Origin of the sequence: Salinivibrio sp. PR5 (assembly GCF_001996085.1) — a bacterium.
GTDB classification, from domain to species: domain Bacteria; phylum Pseudomonadota; class Gammaproteobacteria; order Enterobacterales; family Vibrionaceae; genus Salinivibrio; species Salinivibrio proteolyticus.
The window spans coordinates 34,086-59,776 of record NZ_MUFK01000016.1 but is presented as its reverse complement, the minus strand read 5'-3'; the positions used below and the strand labels follow the sequence as shown (position 1 = coordinate 59,776).

Below are 25,691 nucleotides of genomic sequence, written 5' to 3'. Positions count from 1 at the left end.
ATTATATAACTAATTGATGAAGTAATAGAAACCCCAAACTCATTAAGCGAAAGCTCTTGGTTCTGAATCGATTTTCCACCTAGTAACCTTCTTGGTTTAAATGCACCTGAGGGACGCATAAGGGCTTGAACCTTGGCAGCATGTTTAGTTATCTCACTCCAAGAAAACAACTCTAAAATATCGGAAATAAACTGCGAGTAAATTCCTGAATCTTTTAAGTCATGTTTGTACGCTGGCTCAGACTGGTCATAAAAACCTGACCACATTTCCAATCCGTTTGTCGCTGCGACAAACTTTGCCGGATTTATATCGACATCCCATAGCGCATTTAACTCGTTAGCATAAAGCCTGGCTTCTCTGTAAGCCTCATATAGCTCAGTGCCTGGGGCCTTAGCCTCAATCACTAAAACTGGTAATCCAGCATGGGTACAAACGTAATCTGGATAGTACAGTTTACTTTCCCTACCTTTACCGATATTAAAGCGTCTAATACTTCCTTTGCTCTGAATCTCAGACGAAGGAATTTCTAAACCATTGGGTTGTGGAAGAGTTAGCAGCGGATAAATAAATTTCTGCTCAACGTCGCTTTCATTCAGTATATTATCGGTGGTCCACATAAATTTCACATTCCATTGAAATGAATTGCATCGTAACCTGAACTTAGATTAACGCAGAAAAGGTGACAAAGCTACTCATAGGGGGGCTCACCAATCAGCATTATTGATCAAATAATTCACCTAATGCACTTATTATATAGGGATTTATTCCTATTACTCGATTCGGTAACTGACAGGCTTACCGAGTCTTATGGCTTTGCTCATCGCTTTCATCTTCGGACTTTTTAGGTGTTTTGAAACCATAACGTCAATCGTTGATAGATAGTGCAACCATAAAAAATGCCAGTCAATATTACTGACTGGCATTCATTTATTTACTAAAGGCTTATTAACTGTTTACGGCTAGCCCTACTCCCACTCAATCGTCGCTGGCGGTTTGCCGGAGACGTCGTAAACCACGCGGGAGATGCCGTCGACTTCGTTGATAATGCGGTTCGACACTTTGCCAAGGAAATCGTATGGCAGGTGTGCCCAGTGCGCGGTCATAAAGTCGATGGTTTCGACGGCACGCAAGGCAATGATCCAATCGTATTTACGGCCATCGCCCATTACACCAACAGAACGTACCGGTAAGAAAACCGCAAACGCTTGTGAGACTTTGTCGTACAAATCGGCGTTGCGCAGTTCTTCGATAAAGATTGCATCGGCGCGACGTAGAAGGTCACAGTATTCTTTTTGGATCTCGCCCAGCACACGCACACCAAGGCCAGGCCCTGGGAATGGGTGGCGGTAAAGCATGTTGTAAGGCAGGCCTAGCTCAAGGCCAATCTTACGGACTTCGTCTTTGAACAGCTCTTTGAGCGGTTCAACCAAGCCCATTTTCATTTCTTCCGGAAGACCGCCCACATTGTGGTGCGATTTAATCACGTGTGCTTTACCGGTTTTCGAGGCTGCTGATTCAATCACATCCGGATAGATGGTGCCTTGCGCCAACCATTTGGCGTTTTTCATTTTGGTGGCTTGCTCGTCGAATACTTCAACAAACACGCGGCCAATGATTTTACGCTTAGCTTCAGGGTCAGCTTCGCCTTTCAGCGCGTCAAGGAAGCGGTCTTCGGCGTTGACATGGACAATGTTGAGGCCGAAGTGGTCACCAAACATTTCCAGTACTTGCTCGCCTTCGTTAAGGCGTAGCAGGCCGTTATCCACAAATACGCACGTGAGCTTGTCGCCAATCGCGCGGTGAACCAGCATTGCCACTACTGAGGAATCAACGCCACCAGATAGGCCAAGGATCACTTCATCATCACCGACTAGCTCGCGAATACGCTCAACCGCATCTTCGATGATAGATGCAGGAGTCCATAGGCGCTCACAACCACAGATATTCATCACAAACTGCTCTAGCATGCGTTTGCCTTGGCGAGTATGCGTGACTTCCGGGTGGAACTGTACGCCGTAGAAGCGCTTCTCTTCGTTAGCCATCGCCGCAAACGGACAGGTGTCGGTTTCAGCGATTTTGACGAAATCTTCTGGTATAGCGACCACTTTATCACCGTGGCTCATCCACACATCCAATAGCGCGGTGCCATCTTCTGCGATCGCATCTTCAATACCATCAAACAAAGCACTGTTGGCAACACGCTTAACTTGGGCATAACCAAATTCGCGGTGCTCAGAGCCGGCCACTTTACCGCCCAGTTGCTCAGCCATGGTTTGCATGCCGTAGCATACGCCAAGCACCGGCACGCCAGCATTAAAGACATACTCAGGCGCACGCGGTGAGCCAGCTTCAGCGACACTTTCAGGGCCACCGGAAAGGATGATGCCATCAGGGGCAAAATCACGAATATCTTGCTCTTCTACATCCCAGCTCCACAACTCACAATACACTCCGATTTCACGGACACGACGTGCGATCAGTTGCGTGTACTGGGAGCCAAAGTCGAGGATCAAAATACGTTGAGCATGAATGTTTTTGGTCATTATCTGGCTTTCTCAATTAAGTGGAACAAAGGGGCGTTGTCAGCCCTCTTGGACGAATAGAAAGCAGTGTGGCCCTTAAGCCACACCGCCATACATTATCCGAGGCGATAGTTAGGCGCTTCTTTGGTGATGGTCACATCGTGAGCGTGTGACTCTTTCATGCCCGCGCCAGTCACGCGAACAAATTGCGCTTTGGTACGTAAATCGTTGATGGTGGCAGAGCCAGTCAGACCCATGCATGAACGCAAACCGCCCATTTGTTGGTGGATGATTTCTTTCATCATGCCTTTGTAGTCTACGCGGCCTTCAATGCCTTCTGGGACCAATTTGTCGGCAGCATTGTCGCTTTGGAAATAACGATCAGATGAGCCTTTTGACATCGCGCCCACCGATCCCATACCACGGTACGATTTGTACGCGCGGCCTTGGTAAAGCTCAACTTCACCCGGTGATTCTTCCGTCCCTGCCAGCATGGAGCCAACCATCACACAGGATGCACCAGCGGCAATCGCTTTACACATATCGCCCGAGAAACGAATGCCACCGTCAGCAATGACCGGAATACCATATTCCTGCGCAACCGCTGCTGCATCACTGATGGCTGTGATTTGTGGTACACCAACCCCGGTTACAATACGGGTGGTACAAATCGACCCTGGGCCAATTCCCACTTTAACGGCATCAACACCAGCTTCAATTAGGGCACGAGCACCGTCTGCCGTGGCAACGTTACCCCCTACGATTTGCAGGTTTGGATACGCGGCGCGTGTATCACGAATGCGTTGCAGCACACCTTCAGAATGGCCGTGTGATGAGTCAATCAAAAGAACGTCAACACCGGCTTCCACCAAGGCGGCAACACGCTCTTCATTACCTGCGCCAGCACCGACGGCGGCACCCACGCGCAGACGGCCTTGCTCGTCTTTACAGGCGTTTGGTTTGCTTTCTGCTTTCTGGAAGTCTTTTGCGGTGATCATGCCGCTTAGGTGGTGGTCTTGATTGACGACCAAGATTTTTTCCACGCGGTGCTGCTGCATCATTTGCTGAACTTGCTCTCGATCCGCACCTTCTTGCACCGTGGCCAAGCGAGACTTCGGCGTCATCACTTCATCAACACGCTTGCTCAAATCAGACACAAAACGCACATCACGACCGGTGATAATACCGACAAGCTCTTTTTGCGCGTTAACCACTGGATAGCCGGCGAAACCGTTGCGTTCGGTGAGTGCTTTCACATCCGCAATGGTCATTTCTGGCGTCACTGTCACAGGGTTTGTGACCATGCCCGCTTCGTAAATTTTAACCAAGCGAACTTGCTCAGCTTGCTGTTCAATGGTCATGTTTTTGTGGATAAAACCAAGGCCACCTTCTTGCGCAAGTGCAATCGCCAGACGGGCTTCTGTCACCGTATCCATCGCCGCTGATAAAACAGGGATGTTCAGGCTAATAGAACGAGTCAGTTGGGTTCGCAGATCCGCAGTGTTCGGAAGAACAGTGGAATGGGCAGGGACGAGGAGTACATCGTCAAAGGTTAGCGCTTCTTTCGCGATTCTCAGCATTGCAATATCTCACACCAAAATTTGTGAAGGGGAACAAAATATTGCCGCAGCATTATACGTATAGCGCAAACGTTTGGCTACAGGTTTTTACTGAGAATTTTCATTTATTGGTGTCTTTGATTTTAGGCGCTTAATATTCAATCACTTCGAGTAAAAATGCCCGCTCACGCACGGCATACGCTTAGCAATTGGCATCCTCAAAGCAGACAGGTAGTATGCGTGCAGGTGAATGAAAAAGGTTGGCGACGTGAGCACAAACAATCGCAACATTTTGACGGTATCTCGGCTGAATGCCGAAGTTCGGCTGTGTCTTGAGCGCGATATCGGCATTGTCTGGTTAAGCGGGGAAATTTCCAATTTTACCGCCGCAGTCTCAGGGCATTGGTATTTATCGCTGAAAGATAACCAAAGCCAAGTGAAATGTGCCATGTTCCGCGGTAACAACCGTCGTGTTACCTTCAAACCCAAAAATGGCGACCAAGTGTTGGTCCGCGCCCGAGTGTCCTTGTATGAGCCACGCGGTGACTATCAATTGATCCTCGAAAGTATGCAGCCTGAAGGAGATGGGCGGTTACAACAAGAGTTTGAGCAACGTAAGCAAGCGCTTGCAGCCGAAGGGCTTTTTGCCCAAAGCGAGAAAAAGCCTTTACCTACTCAACCACGCCGTATTGGTATTATTACCTCCAAAACCGGCGCTGCCTTGCATGATATTCTGCATGTACTCAAGCGACGCGATCCTAGCCTGCCAGTGGTCATTTATCCTACGCTGGTGCAAGGGCGCGATGCCGCAGTCAGCATCGCGCAAGCCATTGGTCGTGCTAATAGCCGTGCAGAGTGTGATGTCTTGATTGTGGGTCGTGGCGGGGGATCGCTAGAAGATCTCTGGTGTTTTAATGAGGAAATCGTCGCCCGTACCATCGCTGCCAGCACAATTCCTATCGTCAGTGCGGTGGGTCATGAAGTGGATGTAACCATTGCTGATTTTGTCGCTGACATGCGCGCTCCAACCCCTTCAGCCGCTGCGGAGCTGGTTAGCCGCGATCTGAGTTATCGGCTTCAGCAATATCAGCAACGCGAGCAAGCACTCAGTCGCGCGATGGCCGATGTGCTTTATCGTCAGCAACGGCATCTCACCCAACTGTCGCACCGTTTGTCCCACCAGCATCCGCGCACGCGCTTACAACAGCAAAGCCAGCGATTAGATGAGCTACAACGGCGCATGCAACAGGCGATGATGACCAAAATTCGTCGCGCTCAGGCGCAATGTAACCAGTTGGACGGCCGATTGCAGCGTGCAACGCCAATCCACACCATTCATCGCCAGCAAGGGCATGTGAGCCAGCTTGAGCAGCGTCTTAATCACGCCATGGACGCTCACTTGCAGCACGCACAACAGCGGTTACATACTCTGATGGCAACCTTAGATGCCGTTAGCCCACTGGCCACCCTAACCCGAGGTTATTCCATCACGCGTACGGACGATGGCAAGGTGGTGACCCAGACCGATCAGCTTAGCGTGGGTCAAACACTACATACCCATCTGCGTGAGGGTGACATCACAAGTACGGTCACCGCGCTTGCACCCGCTTCTGTCTCCCCCACGCAGGATTAACCTCTGCGCAACCGACTTCTTTCTGATCTGATTGTGATCGCCTGATCGAGGGGTTAATGCCCCTTGATCAGCTTCCTACCCTAAAAAGAATATTTATCAATACACTTCCCGAAAGCATAAGTTACATGTTCTGCATTTGGATTTTAAGCGATATAAAAAACTATTTAGGTGGATATTTTGGACGTGATCCAGAATTAATGAAAAGAGAATAGCGTCAGGTTATGGTTGAATTCTCACCGCTCAAAAACCCGCCTAGCGCGGTATGACAGCGGATCGTTTCACTGACTGTAACCTGCATTTTAATGTGATTTAGATCAACTAAATTCAGTAAAAGATCATGAAAAAGATCGTAGACCGGCATAGAGGATCAAAAAAAGCCCAGCGCGATGGCTGGGCAAGTGATTACTTTTTGTTTCGGTTTTTCACCATATCCATCAAGCGCTTGCGCTGTCTGGACTGAGAAAGCGTCAGCTTCTCTTTCTTCCCTTCATACGGGTTTTCACTATTCTGGAACTGGATCTTAATCGGGGTGCCCATAATATCGAGCGTCCGGCGATAGTAGTTCATTAAATAGCGCTTGTAAGAGTCCGGAAGTTCATTAACCAAGTTACCGTGAATTACCACAATCGGCGGGTTATAACCCCCAGCGTGTGCGTATTTCAGCTTCACTCGGCGCCCTCGAATCATCGGCGGTTGGTGGTCGTCCTGCGCCATCTTCATGATACGCGTCAGCATCGACGTGCCTACACGCTTGGTCGCTGACTCATAGGCTTCTTGAATCGACTCAAACAAGTGACCCACACCCGTACCGTGCAGGGCAGATATAAAGTGAACACGCGCAAAGTCGACAAAACCCAGACGGCGGTCGAGCTCTGATTTGACACGCTCTTTCACTTCGCTATCCAATCCATCCCACTTGTTGACCGCTAGCACAATAGAGCGTCCGGCATTCAAGGCAAAACCCAGTAGGCTTAAGTCTTGGTCAGAGATGTTTTCGCGCGCATCAATCACCAGCAACACCACATTGGCGTCTTCAATCGCTTTAAGGGTTTGGATAACCGAGAACTTCTCGACTTTATCCGTCACGCGCTTACGACGTCGTACACCGGCGGTGTCAATCATCACGTATTCGCGTCCATCACGCTCCATAGGAATGTAGATAGAGTCGCGTGTGGTGCCCGGCATATCGTAAACCACCACGCGCTCCTCGCCGAGCATGCGGTTAGTTAGGGTCGATTTACCCACATTTGGACGGCCAATAATGCCGATTTTAATCGGCTGGGCTTGGAGGCGGGCGTACTCGTTTTCCGCTTCCTCTTCGGTCATGGTGGTTTCGTCTACCGGCTCGATATCATCCTCACCGGTGAGATCAACCAAACCAGCTTCTTGGTCTTCTTTGGCTTGTTCCGCGAACGGCATCAGCGCACGGTTGATCAAGGTACTTACACCGCGACCATGTGCGGCCGCAATTTGGTACATGTTGTCCATGCCTAGTTGCCAAAAGTCAGATGCGGCGGTGTCCGGATCCATCCCGTCGACCTTATTCACCACCAAGAAAGATGTTTTTTCACGGGTGCGAATATGCTGCGCAATCTCTTGGTCGGCCGGGGTTAAACCCACACGACCATCAACCATAAACAGGACAACGTCCGCTTCTTCAATGGCGGCCAAAGACTGCTCGGCCATTTTGGTTTCTACGCCTTCCTCGGTGCCATCAATACCGCCGGTATCGATCACGATGAACTCGTGTTCACCTAGCATCGCTTTACCGTATTTTCGATCCCTGGTCAGTCCCGGAAAGTCCGCTACTAGCGCATCACGCGTGCGGGTTAGACGATTAAAGAGCGTCGATTTCCCTACGTTCGGGCGCCCTACAAGGGCAATAACAGGAATCATGTAGACCTCTTCTCTTTCATTCTCTTATCAATGAACAAGGCTCCTCACTGTCAGAGCAGTCAGGAGCCCAAAATAATTATGTTGGCTAATTCTACTCGATGGTCAGTTTTCTCATTTGACCATCACGTGTGATCACAATATAGCCGTTATCCGTTTGTACTGGCGCAACAGCAATGCCATTACCTTCCAGTGACTGCTGAGCAACAAACTCGCCGGTTTGTGGATCAAGCCAGTGCAAATAACCTTGGCTGTCACCTACCATGATGTAACCGCTGCTCGCCGAAGGTGGCGTGAGAATCCGGTATTCCAGCTCAGTGTTACGCCATTTTTCCAGGCCGTTACGTGCATCCAATGCCACGACATCGTCTTTATCATCAATCAGATAAACGGTGTTGCCCGCAACCATAAAGTCTGTCGCTGTCGAAAAATCACGCTTCCACGCCGCTTGGCCAGAGCGCAAATCAATCGACACCAATTGACCATTATACCCCACCGCGTACAGGCGGTCGCCTTCAATCACCGGAGTGGCATCCACATCGACCAGACGATCAATTTCGGTCGCCCCTTTCGGCGTGGCAATCGGAATTTGCCAGAGCGAGCGACCATCTTGGATCATCGCCGCGCCCAATCGACCATTAGCCATACCCCAAAATAAACCGCCAGAGATAGTGACGGGCGCACTGTCACCACGCAAGCTGAGATTGGGTACATCGTTGGTGTTGCTCCATTGCACTTCACCCGATTCGGCATCCAACGCAACTAGCTCACCGCGGCTGGTGTTAACTACCACCAGTCCAGCTTCAACCAAAGGTTTTGACAGGATCTCACCGTTGACGTTTTGTTGCCAAACGAGTTCCCCGTTTTCGGCATCCAGTGCATAAAGCACCCCGGTTTCTGCACCGACATAGACTTTGCCGTAAGACGCACTCAAACCGCCCGAGAGCAACGCAGGTACATCGGTTTGCACTGATTGTTCCCATACCGACTGACCGGTCTGTAAATCGTACGCGCCGATAAGGCCGTTACGATCTGCGGCAAAGACTTTGTCATAAGCCACGACCGGACGCAGTGCAGAGTAATAATGACCGACGCCATCACCGACTTGTGCTTTCCATTGCAAGCTTGGGGTAAATTGGCTATTCACCGTCGGCAATGGTGCCATTTGCACCACATCTTCTTCACCGGCACAACCGGCGAGCAACGCCAAGGCAGCTGCCATCGCCGCCCCACGCCATAATCCTTTTGTCATACCGCGACCTTACTGACTGAGGTTGTTAAGCTTCATGTTGACAGTTGGGCTCTCTGCCGCTGCAAGTGACGCCGCATAGGCGCTACGTGCCGCATCTTTGTCGCCTTTAAGCAGCATGATATCACCACGGATCTCTTCCACTTTTGCGCGCCAGCTTGGTGCCGTCACGCTATCGAGCTCAGTCACTGCGGTGTCATAGTTACCTAACTCCGCCTCAATCCGCGCAAGACGTGTGGCAATTAAGCCATGAATGGCATCGTCTTTAACCCAAGCACTGGCTTGACGAAGCTGTTCGCTCGCTTGCGCAAGCTCCCCTTGTTCAACCAGTTTTTTCGCCAATTGCATAGCAGCTAACGCACGATAGCCTTCGTGGTCTTCGCTTTTAACCACGTTCTCAAGGGCGGCAGTTTCGCCTTTGTCCAGACCACTAAGCGCTTGAACATATTGCTGTGAGGCTTGTTCCTTGCTCTCAGTCACGTGTGCTTGGTAGTAACGCCATCCATATAGCACACCCAATCCGACTACAGCGCCAATAACAACGGCTTTGCCGTTATCTCGCCACCACTTTTTAATCGCTTCAACTTGCTGTTCTTCTGTGGTGTAGACGTCCACGATCTGTCCTCTCTAAATCAAATCTGCGAGTGTCGCGGCGACCTCGTCTTGTTTCAAGGTTTGCTGCTCGCCGCCTTTCAAATCTTTTACTGCCACGGTGCCATTGGCGACTTCATCTTCGCCAAGCACCAGTGCCACAGACGCACCGACTTTGTCCGCACGTTTAAATTGTTTTTTGAAGTTACCCCCGCCAAAGTGCGACATAACACGTAGGCCCGGGACTTGCTCACGTAAGCGCTCAGCCAGCTGCATACCGGCAACGAGGCTGCCTTCTCCAACCGTGACAACATACACATCCACTGCAGGACGCACATCATCTTGGTTCAGGGTTTCGAGCATCAGAACGAGACGCTCGAGGCCCATCGCGAATCCAACCGCAGGCGTCGCTTTACCGCCGAGTTGTTCAACCAGACCATCATAGCGACCGCCGCCACATACTGTACCTTGGGCGCCAAGGCTGTCTGTGATCCACTCGAACACGGTGCGGTTGTAGTAATCAAGGCCACGGACCAAACGGTGGTTAACCTCGTATTGGATGCCTGCTGCGTCCAAGAGTTCACATAAGCCGGCAAAATGCTGCTTCGATTCCTCATCGAGGTAGTCGCTAAGCTTAGGTGCATCCACCAGAATGGCTTGGATGTCGGCATTTTTGGTATCCAACACACGTAATGGGTTGGTTTTCATGCGGCGTTTGCTGTCTTCATCCAAAACAGATTCATGCTGCATCAAAAAATCCACCAAGGCTTGGCGATAGTCAGCACGCGCTTGTGGCGAGCCAATTGAATTAAGCTCCAAACGGACGTGATCGGCAATGCCTAGCTCACGCCATAGGCGCGCCGTCATCATGATCAGTTCAGCGTCGACGTCTGGGCCATCAATACCGAACACTTCCACGCCAAATTGGTGGAATTGACGATAGCGGCCTTTTTGTGGACGCTCGTGACGGAACATTGGGCCGGTGTACCAAAGGCGATGCTCTTGGTTATACAGCAAGCCATTTTCAATGCCGGCACGCACACAGCCCGCCGTCCCTTCCGGACGCAGTGTGAGGCTGTCACCATTGCGATCATCAAAGGTGTACATTTCTTTTTCGACAACGTCGGTGACTTCACCGATGGCGCGACTAAAAAGGTGGGTCGCTTCCACGATAGGCATGCGTACTTCGCTATAGCCGTAAGCACTGACCACCTGCTTGACCGTGTTCTCTAGTTTTTGCCATAGGGGAGACTGAGACGGGAGGCAATCGTTCATGCCTCGAATTGCTTGAATTGTTTTAGCCACGTTAACTTCCGTTACCGATTAAAGAGTGAGAATGGAGAAGGCGGCCGTTAGGCTTCGCCTTCCTTTTCAATTTGTGAGACGTCGATGCGGTTCTTTTCATCCATCATCGCCGCTTTCGCGCGAATTTTTGCCTCAAGTGCGTCGACAAGGTTGTCGTTATCGAAACGCTCTTTCTGACGCTTGCCATCGAGGTAATAGGCGCTGCGTTTGTTGCCTCCTGCCAAACCTAGGTGAGAGACTTCGGCTTCACCGGGTCCATTCACCACACAGCCAATCACAGAAACATCCATCGGCGTGGTGATGTCTTCAAGGCGCTGTTCGAGCGCATTCACGGTTCCTATCACATCAAATTCTTGACGCGAACAGCTTGGGCAGGCAATAAAGTTCACCCCGCGTGAACGAATCCGCAGTGATTTTAAAATATCAAAACCGACTTTGATTTCTTCTACCGGATCAGCGGCAAGGGATACACGCAAGGTATCACCAATGCCTTCCGCTAATAGCATGCCTAGGCCCACCGCAGATTTAACCGCACCCGCTCGGGCGCCACCCGCTTCGGTAATGCCAAGGTGCAGCGGTTGATCGATTTGCTGCGCCAATTTTCGATATGACTCAACAGCTAAGAATACGTCTGAGGCTTTCACGCTGACTTTAAATTGATCAAAGTTGAGCCGATCGAGGATATCGACATGGCGCATCGCTGACTCAACTAGCGCGTCTGGGGTCGGTTCGCCATATTTTTCTTGTAAATCACGCTCCAGTGATCCGCCATTCACGCCAATACGGATCGGGATATTCTTATCTCGCGCAGCATCCACCACGGCACGGATGCGTTCTTCACGGCCAATGTTACCTGGGTTGATGCGCAAGCAATCCACACCGTATTCTGCGACTTTTAAGGCAATACGGTAGTCAAAGTGGATATCCGCGACCAACGGGATCGCGGTCTGCGCCTTGATCAGTTTAAAAGCTTCAGCCGCATCCATCGTCGGTACCGAGACACGTACAATGTCGGCGCCCACTTTTTCTAGCGCTTTTATTTGCGCCACCGTGGCATCTACATCTGTGGTGCGCGTATTGGTCATCGATTGCACCGCTATCGGCGCACCATCACCAATGGGAACATTACCGACGTAAATACGTTTAGACGGACGGCGTTTAATCGGGGATTCGGTATGCATGTCGACGTTCTCTGATTACTGCGGAAGGCGCAACCGTGCCACTTGGCCGGTTGGATAGCCATCAAGATCAATATTATCGCCATTAAAAGTAATGGTCACCGCACTCGGGGCGCCCAATACCAGTTGATAAGGCGGCTCACCGTTTAGAGTCAGTGCATCGCCGTTGGTTTTAATGCCCGTGGCCAAGCGCGCACCGGTGGCATCACGGACGTCAATCCAGCAATCGCTGCTAAAGCGCATGACCAATGTGTTGTCCGCAGCGACCGGCGCTTCGTTATCATTGCCGACACTGTCATTGGCAACGCGCTGGGCTTCATCGATTTGTTCGCTGATGCTCGGTTCGCTGGTCGTTGACTCTGGCGCCACGGCTTGTGTCGCTTGTTGTCCTTCGCTAGAGGCCGGCACCGATGGCTCTGGTTCAGCGTCCGAGATAGGTGCTTGTGCAGGCGCATCGCTTTGTGTTTCTTGCGGCGCGGCTTCTGGAAGTGGCTCAGCCACCGGCATGGTATCGGTGTCATTCGGCGTGGTCACCAACTCGTCCGCTGCTTGCTGTGGCACTATGGGTTCAACGGTTTGTTGATTTTGCCAGTACCAAGCACCCGTGATCCCAACCAAGATCAGCGCAATCACACCCGAGAGCATCATCAAGCGACTCTCGCTTTTCTGACGCCGTGTTTTGCGTGAAAAGCTCTGCATTTTTTGCACCGTTTCAGCACTATTGGCTTCCATATCGCTGGTACCAATCAGACTATCGGCGTCAATTTGCATCAGTTTGGCGTAGGATCGCAAATAGCCACGTGTAAACGTGGCCAATTGTTCGGTATCTGGATTGTTGTTTTCGAGATCTTCAATCACGCTCACGCGCAATCTCAGCCTGTCGGCAACATCGCGAACACTCCAGCCCATTTTTTCACGCGCTTGCTTTAATACTTCCCCGGGCGCAGGTTGAGTATGCGTTTGCGCTTGTTCTTCCGTCTGTTCAGTATTCATTCGCTAGGTACAATTGATATTCTTTGGATTCTGGAAACTGTTGCGCCAATCGTTGTGCATCATGGGCAGCTTGCTCCGCGTTGCCTTGTTGTTGATGTGCCTTCACTAAAAGCAGCAACCCCGCAGGGCGCTCGCCGATCTGTCTTTGCAGACGTTGAATTCGTGCGATAGCACGCGTCTCTTGCCCATCCTCGATTTCAAGTTTGGCAAGTTGCAATCCTGACCGCACTCGAAGTGGGTCATGATCGACGGCTTTTTCAAACAAGGCTTTTGCACTTTGCCTTTCCCCAGCGGTTAGCTGACAAAAAGCGGCATTTTCATAACTGTCTGACACCCGATGATAATACGGTTGCGCAATGGCTTGCAAAAATGCTTGCTTCGCCGCAGCAAAACGCCGCTGCTCACACAAAAATACACCATAATTGTTATATACATCGCCATTATCGGGCGCCTGGCGCAATGCTTGTTGATAAAAACGGTCGGCTTTTTCACTTTCTCCGACACGTTGTTGATAATACGCCATCGACAGCAAGGCACGATAGTAGTCTGGCGCATATCGTAGCGCTTGTTGTAAGTTTTGCTGCGCTTGTTGATAGCGATCACTGTTTAGGTAGCCTAATCCCAGTGATATTCGGGCATCTGCTGCCCGAATACTATCAAATTCTGAACTTTTTTGCTTTTCTACTGGCGTGGCACATCCAGCCAACGTCATGATGAGTAAGAGTACACAGCCAGTACGGTGCATGTCCCTATCCTTTTTCTGAGCCTAATGGTCAGACTGGACGAACAGGGATAACCTCCTGTGCACCCAGTCGCTTCTCGGCGCGTTTGGTTCGATCAATGATATCGCCAGCTAATTGTCCACAAGCGGCATCAATATCATCTCCACGCGTCTTACGTACAGTCACGGTAAAATCGTATTCCATCAAGGTTTTCATAAACCTATCGATACGAGAATTACTCGGTTTCTTGTACGGAGACTCAGGATACGGGTTAAATGGAATAAGGTTAATCTTCGCTGGCGTATCTTTCAGTAGCTCTGCGAGCTGACGCGCATGCTCCATATAATCATTGACATGATCGAGCAAAATATACTCAACCGTGACACGACCACGGTTCGCGTTCGATGTCGCAATATAACGGCGCACGGCATCAAGGAATGCCTCAATGTCCCAGCGGTCATTGATTGGCATGATCTGGCTGCGAAGCTCATCGTTCGGCGCATGCAGAGAAATCGCCAACGCAACGTCGATTTTACCGATCATTTGCTCAAGGCCTGATACAACCCCTGAGGTTGAGACCGTCACGCGACGCTTCGATAGGCCGTAGGCGTTATCGTCTAGCATCAGGTTCAACGCTGGGATCAGGTTTTTCATGTTCAGTAACGGCTCGCCCATGCCCATCATCACCACGTTAGTGATCGGACGGCGACCGGTTTCTTTTTCAATCCCAATTTCTTTCGCCGCACGCCATACCTGACCGATGATCTCAGACACGCGCAAGTTGCGGTTAAAGCCTTGGGCACCGGTCGAGCAGAATTTACAATCCAGTGCACAACCAACCTGCGAAGAAACACACAAGGTAGCCCGGTCATCTTCTGGGATATAGACGGTTTCAACATCTTGGCCAGCCACACGCATGGCCCATTTAATGGTGCCATCTTTTGAGTACTGGGCCGATGCTACTTCTGGTGCGCGGATCTCCGCCACACGCTTGAGTTTCTCACGCAACTTCTTGTTGATGTTGTTCATCTCATCGAAGTCGTCGCAACCGAAGTGATAGATCCACTTCATGACTTGGTCGGCACGGAATGCCTTTTCGCCGAGCTCGTCAGCAAAATATGCACGGAGTGCCTGCCTGTCAAAATCAAGCAGATTAACTTTCTCTGTTGTCATTGGGGGTTGCCTCGTAAGAACTAGCTGTGTGGTAAAGACAAGTATATTCGCCATTGCGTCACGCTGCTTGTCCGCCCTGTCATGCCGACAAGGGGCTGGCGTGCGCGCTCAAGGCGCGAAATTGTACAGGCTTTAGATCACAGTTTCCACTCTCAGCGAGCAGGGTTATTTGCACTTAAGACGTAAAAAAAGAGGCCAACGCCTCTTTTTAAAACACCCGTGCGCTAAAAGCGTGATTAGCAACGAGGATGGACCTCATCAGCCGTGAAGAAGTAAGCAATTTCACGCTCAGCAGACGCGGGGCTATCCGAGCCATGCACTGAGTTGTATTGCATGCTTTCTGCAAAATCGGCGCGCAAGGTGCCACAGGCCGCTTCTTCTGGGTTGGTTTTCCCCATTAGCTCGCGATAACGGCTAATCGCGCCCTCACCTTCTAGCACTTGGACCATAATGGGACCCGAGGTCATAAACTCAACCAGTGACGCAAAGAACGGTTTGCCTTGGTGTTCGGCATAAAACCCTTCTGCTTGCTCCTTGGTCAGATGCAGCATTTTCGCTGCGACAATACGCAAACCAGCACTTTCGATACGCTGATAGATAGCACCAATGAGGTTACGCTCTACGGCATCAGGCTTGACGATAGAAAAAGTGCGTTCAATGGTCATTCGCTTTTCCTTTCACTCTCTATAATGGGCCTCAAGGGACGATACGGGCCTACCCTAGCAGACTTTATCCGTGCGCCCTATGGCTAATCAGGCGAAGCGTTAACTGGCACAAAAAATCAGTGACATGCTTCGCCTGTTTTCAGTCAATGAGCAATTATTTCGCCTCATCCAGCAACACACGGGCAAGGGTTTTCACGCCCATACCGGTTGCGCCCACCGCCCATTTGTCATTCGCGGCTTTTCGGTAGGTGCCGGAGCAATCAACGTGCATCCAACCTTTTTGATAATCCTCCACGAAGTAGGACAAGAACGCAGCCGCGGTGCTCGCGCCTGGCATGTATGCACCAGAAGACGCATTGGCAATGTCCGCGAACGATGAAGGCAAGAGTTTCCGGTGGAATTCTGCCAGTGGCAGCGGCCACATACCTTCACCTTCTTGCTGCGCCGCCTCAAGGGTGCGATGCGCCAGCGAGTCGTCAAAACTGAATAAAGCGTGATAGTCATTACCCAACGCGGCTTTCGCTGCACCGGTTAGGGTCGCGCAATCAATCAAGAGTTCAGGCTTGTGTTCACTGGCGTACATCAGACCATCGGCTAAGACTAATCGTCCTTCCGCATCAGTGTTGAGCACTTCGACCGTCACACCGTTTTTGTAGGTAATGATATCCCCAAGCTTATAGGCGCTGCTTGAGATCATGTTTTCTGCGCAGCATAGGATCAGTTTGACGCGCTTATTCAGCCCTTTAGCAATCGCCATCGCTAATGCGCCGGTCGCGGTGGCAGCCCCCCCCATATCGGCTTTCATCGACGCCATAAAGTCAGACGGCTTAATGCTGTAACCGCCCGAGTCGAAGGTGATCCCTTTCCCCACTAAACACGCATAGACAGGGGCAGATTCATCACCAATTGGGTTGAAGTCAAGCTGCAGCATGGTCGGTTTACGAGCCGAACCACGTCCAACGGTGTAAATACCGTTCCAGCCTTGCTCAAGCAAATCGGTGCCAGAAATAATTTTATAACTGACCGCCTCCGGGGCCATGGATTTGACAAACTCCCCCGCGCGGGCAGCTAGTTGATGAGGGCCCACTTCTTCGGCAGTTTGGTTGATAATGTCGCGCACCCAATCGCCCACTTGCTGGCGCAGGGCGAACTCATCGGCATCGGCGCCACTGAGGACGGCCTGTTCAAATGCGACGGTATTTTTCGGGCCGCGCAAACCTTGATAGAACGCCCACGCCAGTTCCAAGTCCCACTGGTCACCACCAAGCGTTAATGCGGGTACGCCTTGCCCTTCAAGCTTGCGAGCGGCTTGCTGTACTCTATCGCGTTGCGTCTCGCCTTTTGGCGCGTGTACAACCGCTTTATCCGCCTCAAATGAGACCAAGGCGTTCTCGCCCCAATGCGCGGCTGCCGGTTCATGCGACAAAGTAACCATTAATGTTTCAGACATAGTTGCACTCCTTGTACTATCGCGCTGCTTTTTGCTGCGCAGCGTCATCCGGCTATCTTAATCGAGGTCGATGACAGCCAGTTGAATGTAAAAAAGCGAGCCGATTGGCCCGCTTTTAATAATGTGTTAGATATTTGGCCACAGATACTGTGCCGAGGCAGTGGCTAAAATACAAGTATTATCAGCCACTCACGAGAGTTAACCCTCAGTCTAGCTCATCCATCCAACACATGATGATCGCTTCTAGGATACGCTCATTGGAGCGCTCCGGATCGTCATCAAAATCCTCTAACTCAGTGATCCAACGGTGTAAATCCGTAAAGCGTACCGCTTTAGGATCCACATCTGGGTAAATATCACTCAGTTCAATCGCGATATCGCGTGAATCTGTCCATTTCAAGCTCATCTTGCTTCTCCGTCCTTAGCGGCTTGGATTAATGGTTTTCTGCCGCATGGTTGAGGGTATAACGTGGGATCTCGACCACGAGATCTTCATCCGTGATTTTTGCCTGACAGCCGAGACGCGATTCAGGCTCCAGCCCCCACGCTTTATCCAGCATATCGTCTTCTAGCTCGTCACTTTCGTCGAGTGAGTCGAAGCCTTCACGAACAATGATGTGACATGTGGTACAGGCACAGGACTTTTCACAGGCATGTTCAATCCCAATACCGTTTTTTAGTGCCACGTCGAGAACCGTTTCACCTTCTTTGGCCTCTAATTCTGCGCCTTCTGGACACAAATCTTGGTGTGGCAGAACAATAATCTTAGGCATGATTACACCTCATCAATGGATTGGCCGGCCAACGCATGACGAATCGATTGGTCCATGCGACGTGCCGCAAAAGTCTGGCTTGCTTTATCCAGCGCTTTGATTCCGGCTTCTATCGCAGCGCCATCATCACCGTTGCGCAGAGCGATCAGTTTTTCTATTTCATTCACCAGTGCTTGTTGCTCATCGGCATCAAGCAAGGTATCGCCATCTTGTTGCATCGCAACAAGCAGCCCTTCAATCACGCGGTCAGCTTCAACACGCTGCTCTGCTAAGTAGCGCGCGTCTTTGTCTTCCGCCGCATGGGTAAACGATGATTTGATCATCGTAGCGATCTCGTCATCGCTGAGGCCGTAAGACGGCTTCACTTGGATGGACGCTTCAACCTCGGTCGATTTTTCCATCGCGGTGACAGACAGCAAACCGTCAGCATCCACTTGATAGGTGACGCGCACATGTGCCGCGCCAGCCGTCATGGGTGGAATGCCTTTCAGACTAAACTGGGCCAGTGAGCGACAGTCGTCGACCATCTCACGCTCGCCTTGTACCACATGCACTTTCATGCCAGTTTGGCCGTCTTTGAAGGTCGTAAACTCTTGCGCTTTGGCGACAGGAATCGTGGTATTACGTGGAATGATTTTTTCCACCAAGCCACCCATGGTCTCAATACCGAGTGATAAGGGGATCACATCCAACAACAACATGTCAGAGTCTGGCTTGTTGCCGACTAAAATATCCGCTTGAGTGGCCGCGCCCATGGCAACCACTTTATCTGGGTCAATGCTAGTGAGGGGCTCACGACCGAAGAATTGGCCAACCTGCTCACGAACCGCAGGCACACGGGTTGAGCCGCCCACCATAACCACTTCCAGCACCTCATCAGCACTGACACTGGCATCTTTCAGTGCACGACGGCACGACATCAAGGTTTTCTTGATCAGTGGCGCCACCAGCTGATCGAACGTTTCTCGCGTCAGCACGCCCTGCCAGCCAAGTACATCAATGGCCGTGGTGTCCGCCGACGATAGCGCAATCTTGGCTTGTGTCGCCGCGTGAAGTACCGTACGACGCTCATCGCCACTCAGGGTTTCAAATCCGGCTTGCTCGCAGATCCACTGTTCAACCAAGTGATCAAAATCGTCGCCACCCAGTGCCGAGTCACCGCCTGTGGCCATGACCTCAAACACCCCTTTCGAGAGGCGCAAAATAGAAATATCAAAGGTACCGCCGCCAAGGTCATACACAGCAATCACGCCTTCTTGACCAGAGTCGAGGCCGTAGGCAATCGCCGCCGCGGTTGGCTCGTTGAGCAGGCGCAAGACATTGAGGCCTGCAAGTTTGGCCGCATCTTTGGTCCCTGCGCGCTGCGCATCGTCAAAGTAAGCAGGCACCGTAATGACCACGCCTTCTAAGGCGTCGCCCAGGCTGTCCTCTGCGCGCTCACGAACGGCACGTAAAATATCAGCCGAACCTTGAACTGGGTTAATCGCCCCTCGACGCGTCTCGACTTGTGGAAGGCCGTTTTCGGTTTTAGAAAACTGATAAGGCAAATTAGGGTAGCGAGCTTGGACATCTTCCAATGAGCGCCCCATCATACGCTTCACGGACACCAAGGTGTTCGCGCTGTCTGTCTGCACTTTGTCTAGTGCATCGTAACCGACAGAAACAGTCTCTTCACCGTAGTGGACGACGGAGGGGATTAAAGGTCGGTCTTGATGGTCGTTCAAGGTGGTCGCCTTGCCACTTCTCACCGACGCTACCAAGGTGTTGGTGGTCCCTAAATCAATGCCCACCGCGTGTTTGTGCTCGTGCGGCGCAGCACTTTGACCGGGTTCTGAAATCTGTAACAGTGCCATGTCGAATCCTTAAACTTTACTGCGTTGACAGGCGAATAAGTGCAACATCAGCCCATGAGCTGATCTTCAACGCGTTCCACTTCTTGACGAAGTTTGACCGCAAACTTGAGCTTACGAACGATCACCGCAGCATCTTGCCACTGCGATTGTGCTAGCGCGGTTTTAACGTCCGCAATCAAGCTGTCGTAAAGCGCTTGAGCTTTCTCACCAAAATCAAACAATGCCGCGTCGTCATGACTGTCGGTGATTGACTCAAGTTCTTCGCGCAGCATCATTTGCTGCATTAAAAACTCCGGATCCTGCATGGTCTGTTGCTCGTCTTTCAAGTCAATGCCTTGCAGGAGCAGCATGTATTCTGCGCGACTCACCGGATCTTTTAGGGTCTGGAACGCATCGTTTATTTGGGATGCTTTCTGTACCGCCTGAAGACGGGTCTTATCGTCTTGGCTAGCCACATTGTCGGGGTGGTACTGACGTTGCAATTCCCGGAATGTGGAAGAAAGCGAGCTACCGTCCAGCTCAAACTGGTACGGTAGCTCGAAGAGTTCAAAATGATTCATGTGCTCTCACGAATTACACGTTAAAGCTTTCGCCACAACCACACTCGCTGCTCACGTTAGGGTTGTTGAACTGAAAGCCCTCATTTAGGCCTTCTTTCACAAAGTCCAGCTCTGTCCCTTCGAGATAAAGCAGGCTTTTGCTGTCGACGATCACCTTTACACCGTCACGTTCGAACACCTGATCGCCTTCTTGCAGCTCATCAGCAAACTCAAGGACATAAGCCATGCCTGAGCAACCTGACGTTCTGACACCCAGTCGCAGGCCGATGCCTTTGCCTCGGTTATCCAAAAAAGCTCTGACGCGATCAGATGCCGCTTGTGTCATGGTAATCGCCATAGTTACAACAACCCCTTGGTTTTACTGCTGGTGTTTTTTCTTGTAATCACTCACTGCCGCTTTGATAGCGTCTTCTGCCAAGATAGAGCAGTGCACTTTTACCGGCGGAAGTTCTAGCTCTTCGGCGATCTCTGAATTTTTAATCGCGGCGGCATCATCAATTGAGCGGCCTTTTACCCACTCAGTCACTAGCGAGCTTGATGCAATCGCTGACCCACAACCGTAGGTTTTAAATTTGGCGTCTTCGATGATGCCTTGGTCGTTCACCTTGATTTGTAGCTTCATAACGTCACCACAAGCCGGCGCACCTACCATGCCGCTACCGACAGACGGATCATCTTTTTCAAACGCACCGACGTTACGTGGGTTTTCGTAGTGGTCAATTACTTTATCGCTGTAAGCCATAATCGTTTCCTCAAATATGATTGCTCACTGTTGCCAGCTGGCGCGTTTTTTGAATTAGTGGTGCGCCCATTCAACGGTACTTAGGTCGATACCGTCTTTGTACATATCCCACAATGGAGACATTTCACGCAGTTTGTTCACCGCTTCGCGGACTTTTTCAACCGCGTAGTCCACTTCTTCCTCTGTGGTGAAGCGGCCAAATGAGAAACGCAGTGAGCTGTGTGCAAGCTCATCGTCACGTCCCAGTGCACGCAATACGTAAGAAGGCTCAAGGCTTGCTGACGTACAGGCTGAGCCTGAAGAAACGGCAAGGTCTTTCAATGCCATCAGCAAAGATTCGCCTTCAACAAACGCAAAGCTCACGTTTAGGTTGTGTGGAACACGCTGTTCCATATCACCGTTGACGTAGACTTCTTCCAGATCTTTGACGCCTTCGTAGAAGCGGTTACGCAATGCCAGTGCATGTTGGTAATCTTTTTCACGCTCTTCTTTGGCAATACGGAAGGCTTCACCCATGCCCACGATTTGGTGGGTAGGGAGTGTACCTGAACGCATACCGCGTTCGTGGCCACCACCGTGCATTTGCGCTTCGATACGTACGCGTGGTTTACGGCGTACATACAGTGCCCCGATACCTTTAGGTCCGTAAGCTTTGTGGGCGCTGAATGAAATCAGGTCCACTTTCATTTCTTGCACATCGATAGGCAGTTTACCGACAGATTGCGCCGCATCGACATGGAACATGATCTTGCGCTCACGACACAGTTCGCCAATGGCCGCGATATCTTGAATAACACCGATCTCGTTGTTCACGTGCATAATCGACACCAAGATGGTGTCGTCACGCATCGCAGCTTCGAGCTTTTTCATGTCTACCAAGCCATTTTCTTCTGGCTCAAGGTAGGTAACTTCAAAGCCCTCACGCTCGAGTTGACGGCATGGGTCCAACACCGCTTTATGCTCGGTTTTACAAGTAATGACGTGCTTGCCTTTCTTCGCGTAGAAGTGAGCGATGCCTTTAATTGCCAAGTTGTCAGACTCGGTCGCACCAGAGGTAAAGACGATTTCACGAGGATCAGCGTTACAGTAGTTCGCGATGTGCTCACGAGCGGTATCCACCGCTTCTTCTGCCTGCCAGCCAAAACGGTGCGAGCGAGAGGCCGGGTTACCAAAGAACCCGTCCATAGTCAGGTACTGACTCATTTTTTCAGCCACACGCGGATCAACCGGACACGTGGCTGAGTAATCAAAATAAATGGGCAATTTCATGTTTTTCTCCAATTACACCGACATGGTCATCAGGAGCGAACATTGACACCAATGGTGGCACTGTCTTGCTTTACTTGTGAGCTAAAAGAATGTCTGGGCGCCAAGGTGGCATCCAGTTTAGCGTCCTGACGATCTGCTACTTGCTTCACTTCGTTATCTTGCATCAGCTCACCGAGCGTGATGTCATTTAGAAAACCACTTATACGGGCACTTAAATCGCGCCACAAGGTATGCGTCAAACAGCGAGTACCGCCTTGACAGTCAGCTTTACCTTGGCACTTAGTGGCGTCTACGGATTCGTCAACCGCCGCGATCACGGCACCTACCGCGATATCAGTGGCTTCTACACCAAGACGATAACCACCGCCTGGGCCACGAACACTGCTCACTAGCCCCGCCTTACGCAGGCGAGAAAAAAGTTGCTCAAGGTAAGACAATGAAATGCCTTGACGCTCAGAAATGTCCGCCAGTGGCACCGGGCCCTGCTCAGAATGAAGGGCGACATCGAGCATCGCGGTTACCGCATAACGGCCTTTCGAAGTCAGTCTCATAACACGCTACCTGTGGTGAATAGATGGTCAAATGGTTACATACTTGAGTGTTTTGGTCAAGTATTTACCTGAGTAATTTAGTCAGGTTTTATTTGCCCTATTACGTCGTGCCAATGAAATCGATCAATGCCGTTATGAATTCTCTTTATTGGATGGTGATGCCTCTGCTGGCTGGGTCCCTTTTTCAACCGACGACAAGACGCCTCGCAGAATATTAAGCTCTTGGCTCTCCAGCCTTGCGCGATTAAACAGACGACGCAATTTGGTCATCACCATGCCAGGATGCTGTTTACGAATAAAACCAGTTTGGGTTAACACCTTTTCAAGGTGTTGGTAAAAACGGCTCAGCTCTTCATTAAGCGGATAGTCTTGAACCTGACTCTCGCCTTGATACGCCTGGCTTTCTAACCATGCCATACGTAGCTCATAGCAGAGTGTTTGCACCGCCATGGCCAAATTCAACGAGCTGTAATCTGGGTTGGCAGGAATAGCGACATGATAATGACAAGTTTGCAACTCCTCATTTGTGAGTCCTGTGCGCTCACGGCCGAACACAATCGCAACCGGATGAGACGGTGCTTCAGACAAGGCCTTTTTCCCACACTCGCGGGCATCTAGCATCGGCCATTCTAGCGTTCGGCTGCGTGCACTGGTCCCAATCACCAAGCCACAATCGGCCACGGCTTCTTCAAGCGTGTCCACCACTCGCGCGTTATTGGCGATATCACTGGCACCGGCAGCCAGTGCAATGGCTTGTCCATCAACGTCACATTGAGGTGCCACTAGGGTCATACGGCTTAAGCCCATTACTTTCATGGCTCGTGCCGCCGAGCCGATATTGCCGGAGTGGGAAGTGCCCACTAGCACTACGCGAATTTGATCTAGCATGGTGTTATCGTCGTCTCTTGCACTACTGGGGTAATTATTGGCTTTGACTACCCGCAAGCAGAGGTCTGAAAGATCTGCGCAGTTTATCACAGTGCAATCGATAATACTTCTCAGCTAGGACAAGAGCGACTATTAACGAAAAACATGTTACCGCGCTAATTACCTGACTCGTGGCGATGAAAAAATAACCACTTTCCTTTTCATCCAGCTCTGTTATACTCTCGCCCGCTTTCGTTCTTTAACATCCGTTGGGAAAATCGTATGCATCCGATGCTAAACATCGCCGTCCGTGCTGCACGGAAGGCTGGCGACTTTATCGCTAAATCTGCAGAACACAGAGACAACATCGAAACCGCGCAAAAAGGCACCAATGACTTTGTCACCAATGTGGACAAAGGTGCTGAGCAAATCATCATCGACATCATCAAAAAGTCCTACCCTGACCACACCATCGTTGGTGAAGAATCTGGCGTTGCGGAAGGTAAAGATAGCGACTATCAATGGATCATCGACCCACTGGATGGCACCACTAACTTCGTTAATGGCTTACCTCACTTCAGCGTTTCTATTGCTGTGCGCATTAAAGGCCGCACCGAAATCGGCTGCGTGTATGACCCAATGCGTAACGAGCTATTCACCGCACAACGCGGTGCTGGCGCGCAACTTAATAACAAACGTATCCGTACCGGCAGCGCAAAAGATCTGAACGGCACCATCCTCGCGACGGGGTTCCCCTTCAAAGCGAAGCAACATGCTGAAGGCTTTATGGCCGTGATCAGTGCTTTGTTTGTTGATTGTGCAGACTTCCGTCGTACCGGTTCAGCAGCCTTGGATCTGTGCTACGTGGCCGCTGGCCGTGTGGACGGTTTCTTTGAGCTTGGCCTTAAGCCGTGGGACCTTGCGGCCGGTGAGCTGATTGCTCGTGAAGCGGGTGCGATTTGTACCGACTTTAGTGGCGGCACCGATTACATGCACTCAGGCAACATTGTCAGTGGTAACCCACGTATCGTGAAAGGTATGCTGGCAAAAGTGCGTGAGAATGCGCCTGAGTCGATGAAGAAATAATCGACACGACAGACGAAACAAGAAAAAAGCGGTGCTCATCGAGCGCCGCTTTTTTTATTACCAAATGGAGTGGTAAAGCAGCAGCCACCGAGTCGGTAGCCGACAGCATTAAGGCATAGAGTCGAACTCTTGACCTTCTTTTTCCACCTCGGGTACCAGCAAGTGCTCGCGAGTAATCCCCAATTTCAGCGCCAACGCTGACGCAACGTAAATCGAAGAATACGTACCTACCGTGATACCAATCAGCAATGCCATGGCAAACCCGTGGATCATTGAACCGCCCAAGGTGAATAGAGCGATAACCACAAACAAGGTGGTCCCGGATGTAATCGTGGTCCGGCTTAAGGTTTGTGAGATAGAGGCGTTGATAATCTCATCCGACTCGCCTTTACGCAGCTTACGGAAGTTTTCACGAATCCGGTCAAATACCACGATGGTATCGTTCAACGAGTAACCCACCACCGTTAGCAACGCGGCAACAATGGTCAAGTCTACTTCAACTTGGAACAGTGAGAAGATCCCTAAGGTGATGATCACATCATGCGCCAACGCCATAACTGCACCGGCAGCCAGACGCCACTCAAAGCGGAATGAGACGTAGATCAAAATACAAACCAAGGCAATGATGATCGCCAGACCACCCGCTTCGGTCAGTTCGTCCCCGACGTTTGGACCCACAAACTCAATCCGGCGCATTTCGACTGCTTCACCCGTGCCTTCTTTGATCGCACGGAGCACTTCGTTACCCAGATTTTCGCCCTGCATATCATCGCGCGGACGCAAACGGACCATCACATCCGTAGCGCTGCCGAAGTTTTGCACCACCGCATCGTCAAACCCATCAGCAGATAAGGCTTCACGAATTGCAGGCAAATCTGCCGGCTGCTCGAAGCCGACTTCAATCAGGGTTCCGCCAGTAAAGTCCAGCCCCCAATTCAACCATTTGGTTGACAGGGTGACCACAGACGCGGCAATCATGACAAGCGAAAAAACGAAGGCCAACTTGGACCAACGCATAAAGTTGATCGACATGTCTGGTTTAAAAATTTGAAACATG

The 25,691-nt window shown here is 50.9% G+C and carries 25 protein-coding genes; 2 read left to right on the top strand and 23 right to left on the bottom strand.

Annotated features, from left to right (window positions below; translation table 11 throughout):
* From BZG82_RS08080 to guaB, 3 genes are all read right to left on the bottom strand, one after another.
* Positions 1 to 617, bottom strand: a 617-nt coding sequence (locus tag BZG82_RS08080; RefSeq protein WP_198928541.1) for a type I restriction enzyme HsdR N-terminal domain-containing protein, incomplete at its 3' end; no start/stop codon positions are given.
* Positions 618 to 965: 348 nt separating this feature from the next.
* On the bottom strand, positions 966 to 2,543 hold the full coding sequence (gene guaA, locus BZG82_RS08075) for a glutamine-hydrolyzing GMP synthase (RefSeq protein WP_077765557.1): 1,578 nt from the start codon (positions 2,541 to 2,543) through the stop codon (positions 966 to 968).
* Between the two features lie 95 nt (positions 2,544 to 2,638).
* Positions 2,639 to 4,102 (bottom strand): IMP dehydrogenase, encoded by a 1,464-nt coding sequence (gene guaB, locus BZG82_RS08070; RefSeq protein ID WP_069590671.1) that lies wholly within the window; start codon positions 4,100 to 4,102, stop codon positions 2,639 to 2,641.
* Between the two features lie 247 nt (positions 4,103 to 4,349).
* Here guaB and xseA point away from each other — a divergent pair, with 247 nt between their 5' ends.
* Positions 4,350 to 5,714, top strand: a complete 1,365-nt coding sequence (xseA, locus tag BZG82_RS08065) for an exodeoxyribonuclease VII large subunit (RefSeq protein ID WP_241837357.1) — start codon at positions 4,350 to 4,352, stop codon at positions 5,712 to 5,714.
* 402 nt (positions 5,715 to 6,116) lie between these two features.
* Here xseA and der read toward each other — a convergent pair whose 3' ends face one another.
* The 19 genes from der to trmJ all read right to left on the bottom strand — a co-directional run bounded on the left by der (position 6,117) and on the right by trmJ (position 23,569).
* Positions 6,117 to 7,610 (bottom strand): ribosome biogenesis GTPase Der, encoded by a 1,494-nt coding sequence (gene der / locus BZG82_RS08060; RefSeq protein WP_069590670.1) that lies wholly within the window; start codon positions 7,608 to 7,610, stop codon positions 6,117 to 6,119.
* A 91-nt stretch (positions 7,611 to 7,701) separates the two neighbouring features.
* Positions 7,702 to 8,859, bottom strand: coding sequence for an outer membrane protein assembly factor BamB (gene bamB / locus BZG82_RS08055; protein WP_077765555.1), 1,158 nt, complete (start codon positions 8,857 to 8,859; stop codon positions 7,702 to 7,704).
* 9 nt (positions 8,860 to 8,868) lie between these two features.
* Positions 8,869 to 9,471 carry a YfgM family protein gene (locus BZG82_RS08050; protein WP_077478913.1) on the bottom strand — a complete coding sequence of 201 codons (603 nt, stop codon included), beginning with the start codon at positions 9,469 to 9,471 and terminating at the stop codon, positions 8,869 to 8,871.
* A 12-nt stretch (positions 9,472 to 9,483) separates the two neighbouring features.
* The gene (gene hisS / locus BZG82_RS08045) at positions 9,484 to 10,752 is read right to left on the bottom strand and encodes a histidine--tRNA ligase (protein WP_069590664.1); all 1,269 of its coding nucleotides are present in this window, start codon (positions 10,750 to 10,752) and stop codon (positions 9,484 to 9,486) included.
* Between the two features lie 47 nt (positions 10,753 to 10,799).
* Positions 10,800 to 11,933 (bottom strand): flavodoxin-dependent (E)-4-hydroxy-3-methylbut-2-enyl-diphosphate synthase, encoded by a 1,134-nt coding sequence (ispG, locus tag BZG82_RS08040; RefSeq protein WP_077765554.1) that lies wholly within the window; start codon positions 11,931 to 11,933, stop codon positions 10,800 to 10,802.
* Between the two features lie 15 nt (positions 11,934 to 11,948).
* Complete coding sequence (gene rodZ / locus BZG82_RS08035; protein ID WP_077765553.1) at positions 11,949 to 12,923, bottom strand: cytoskeleton protein RodZ; 975 nt, start codon at positions 12,921 to 12,923, stop codon at positions 11,949 to 11,951.
* Complete coding sequence (pilW, locus tag BZG82_RS08030; protein WP_069590658.1) at positions 12,913 to 13,668, bottom strand: type IV pilus biogenesis/stability protein PilW; 756 nt, start codon at positions 13,666 to 13,668, stop codon at positions 12,913 to 12,915. Before pilW ends, rodZ begins: the two co-directional genes overlap by 11 nt.
* 28 nt (positions 13,669 to 13,696) lie before the next feature.
* Positions 13,697 to 14,818 (bottom strand): bifunctional tRNA (adenosine(37)-C2)-methyltransferase TrmG/ribosomal RNA large subunit methyltransferase RlmN, encoded by a 1,122-nt coding sequence (locus BZG82_RS08025; protein ID WP_077456450.1) that lies wholly within the window; start codon positions 14,816 to 14,818, stop codon positions 13,697 to 13,699.
* 236 nt (positions 14,819 to 15,054) lie between these two features.
* Entirely contained in the window at positions 15,055 to 15,483 is a 429-nt protein-coding gene (gene ndk / locus BZG82_RS08020) for a nucleoside-diphosphate kinase (RefSeq protein ID WP_077765552.1), read from the bottom strand.
* A gap of 154 nt (positions 15,484 to 15,637) precedes the next feature.
* Positions 15,638 to 16,933, bottom strand: a complete 1,296-nt coding sequence (gene pepB, locus BZG82_RS08015; protein WP_077765551.1) for an aminopeptidase PepB — start codon at positions 16,931 to 16,933, stop codon at positions 15,638 to 15,640.
* 205 nt (positions 16,934 to 17,138) lie between these two features.
* Complete coding sequence (iscX, locus tag BZG82_RS08010; RefSeq protein WP_077478907.1) at positions 17,139 to 17,339, bottom strand: Fe-S cluster assembly protein IscX; 201 nt, start codon at positions 17,337 to 17,339, stop codon at positions 17,139 to 17,141.
* Positions 17,340 to 17,367: 28 nt separating this feature from the next.
* Positions 17,368 to 17,706, bottom strand: coding sequence for an ISC system 2Fe-2S type ferredoxin (gene fdx, locus BZG82_RS08005; protein WP_069590648.1), 339 nt, complete (start codon positions 17,704 to 17,706; stop codon positions 17,368 to 17,370).
* A 2-nt stretch (positions 17,707 to 17,708) separates the two neighbouring features.
* Positions 17,709 to 19,559: a Fe-S protein assembly chaperone HscA gene (gene hscA / locus BZG82_RS08000; RefSeq protein ID WP_069590647.1), complete on the bottom strand. Its 1,851-nt coding sequence runs from the start codon at positions 19,557 to 19,559 to the stop codon at positions 17,709 to 17,711.
* A 47-nt stretch (positions 19,560 to 19,606) separates the two neighbouring features.
* Positions 19,607 to 20,119 carry a co-chaperone HscB gene (hscB, locus tag BZG82_RS07995; RefSeq protein WP_069590645.1) on the bottom strand — a complete coding sequence of 171 codons (513 nt, stop codon included), beginning with the start codon at positions 20,117 to 20,119 and terminating at the stop codon, positions 19,607 to 19,609.
* Between the two features lie 13 nt (positions 20,120 to 20,132).
* A complete protein-coding gene (gene iscA, locus BZG82_RS07990; protein WP_069590643.1) occupies positions 20,133 to 20,456 on the bottom strand; it encodes an iron-sulfur cluster assembly protein IscA in 324 nt (107 codons plus the stop codon).
* 21 nt (positions 20,457 to 20,477) lie between these two features.
* Positions 20,478 to 20,861, bottom strand: a complete 384-nt coding sequence (gene iscU, locus BZG82_RS07985; protein ID WP_069590641.1) for a Fe-S cluster assembly scaffold IscU — start codon at positions 20,859 to 20,861, stop codon at positions 20,478 to 20,480.
* 54 nt (positions 20,862 to 20,915) lie between these two features.
* Positions 20,916 to 22,130: an IscS subfamily cysteine desulfurase gene (locus BZG82_RS07980; protein WP_069590640.1), complete on the bottom strand. Its 1,215-nt coding sequence runs from the start codon at positions 22,128 to 22,130 to the stop codon at positions 20,916 to 20,918.
* Between the two features lie 29 nt (positions 22,131 to 22,159).
* The gene (gene iscR / locus BZG82_RS07975; RefSeq protein ID WP_069590637.1) at positions 22,160 to 22,681 is read right to left on the bottom strand and encodes a Fe-S cluster assembly transcriptional regulator IscR; all 522 of its coding nucleotides are present in this window, start codon (positions 22,679 to 22,681) and stop codon (positions 22,160 to 22,162) included.
* A gap of 132 nt (positions 22,682 to 22,813) precedes the next feature.
* A complete protein-coding gene (gene trmJ, locus BZG82_RS07970; RefSeq protein ID WP_077478904.1) occupies positions 22,814 to 23,569 on the bottom strand; it encodes a tRNA (cytosine(32)/uridine(32)-2'-O)-methyltransferase TrmJ in 756 nt (251 codons plus the stop codon).
* A gap of 261 nt (positions 23,570 to 23,830) precedes the next feature.
* On the opposite strand from trmJ, the gene suhB reads away from it, so the two are divergent.
* A complete protein-coding gene (suhB, locus tag BZG82_RS07965) occupies positions 23,831 to 24,634 on the top strand; it encodes an inositol-1-monophosphatase (RefSeq protein ID WP_069590632.1) in 804 nt (267 codons plus the stop codon).
* 108 nt (positions 24,635 to 24,742) lie between these two features.
* Here the strand turns inward: suhB and secF are convergent, their stop codons facing one another.
* On the bottom strand, positions 24,743 to 25,690 hold the full coding sequence (secF, locus tag BZG82_RS07960; RefSeq protein ID WP_077678135.1) for a protein translocase subunit SecF: 948 nt from the start codon (positions 25,688 to 25,690) through the stop codon (positions 24,743 to 24,745).
* Between the last annotated feature and the right edge of the window lies 1 nt (position 25,691).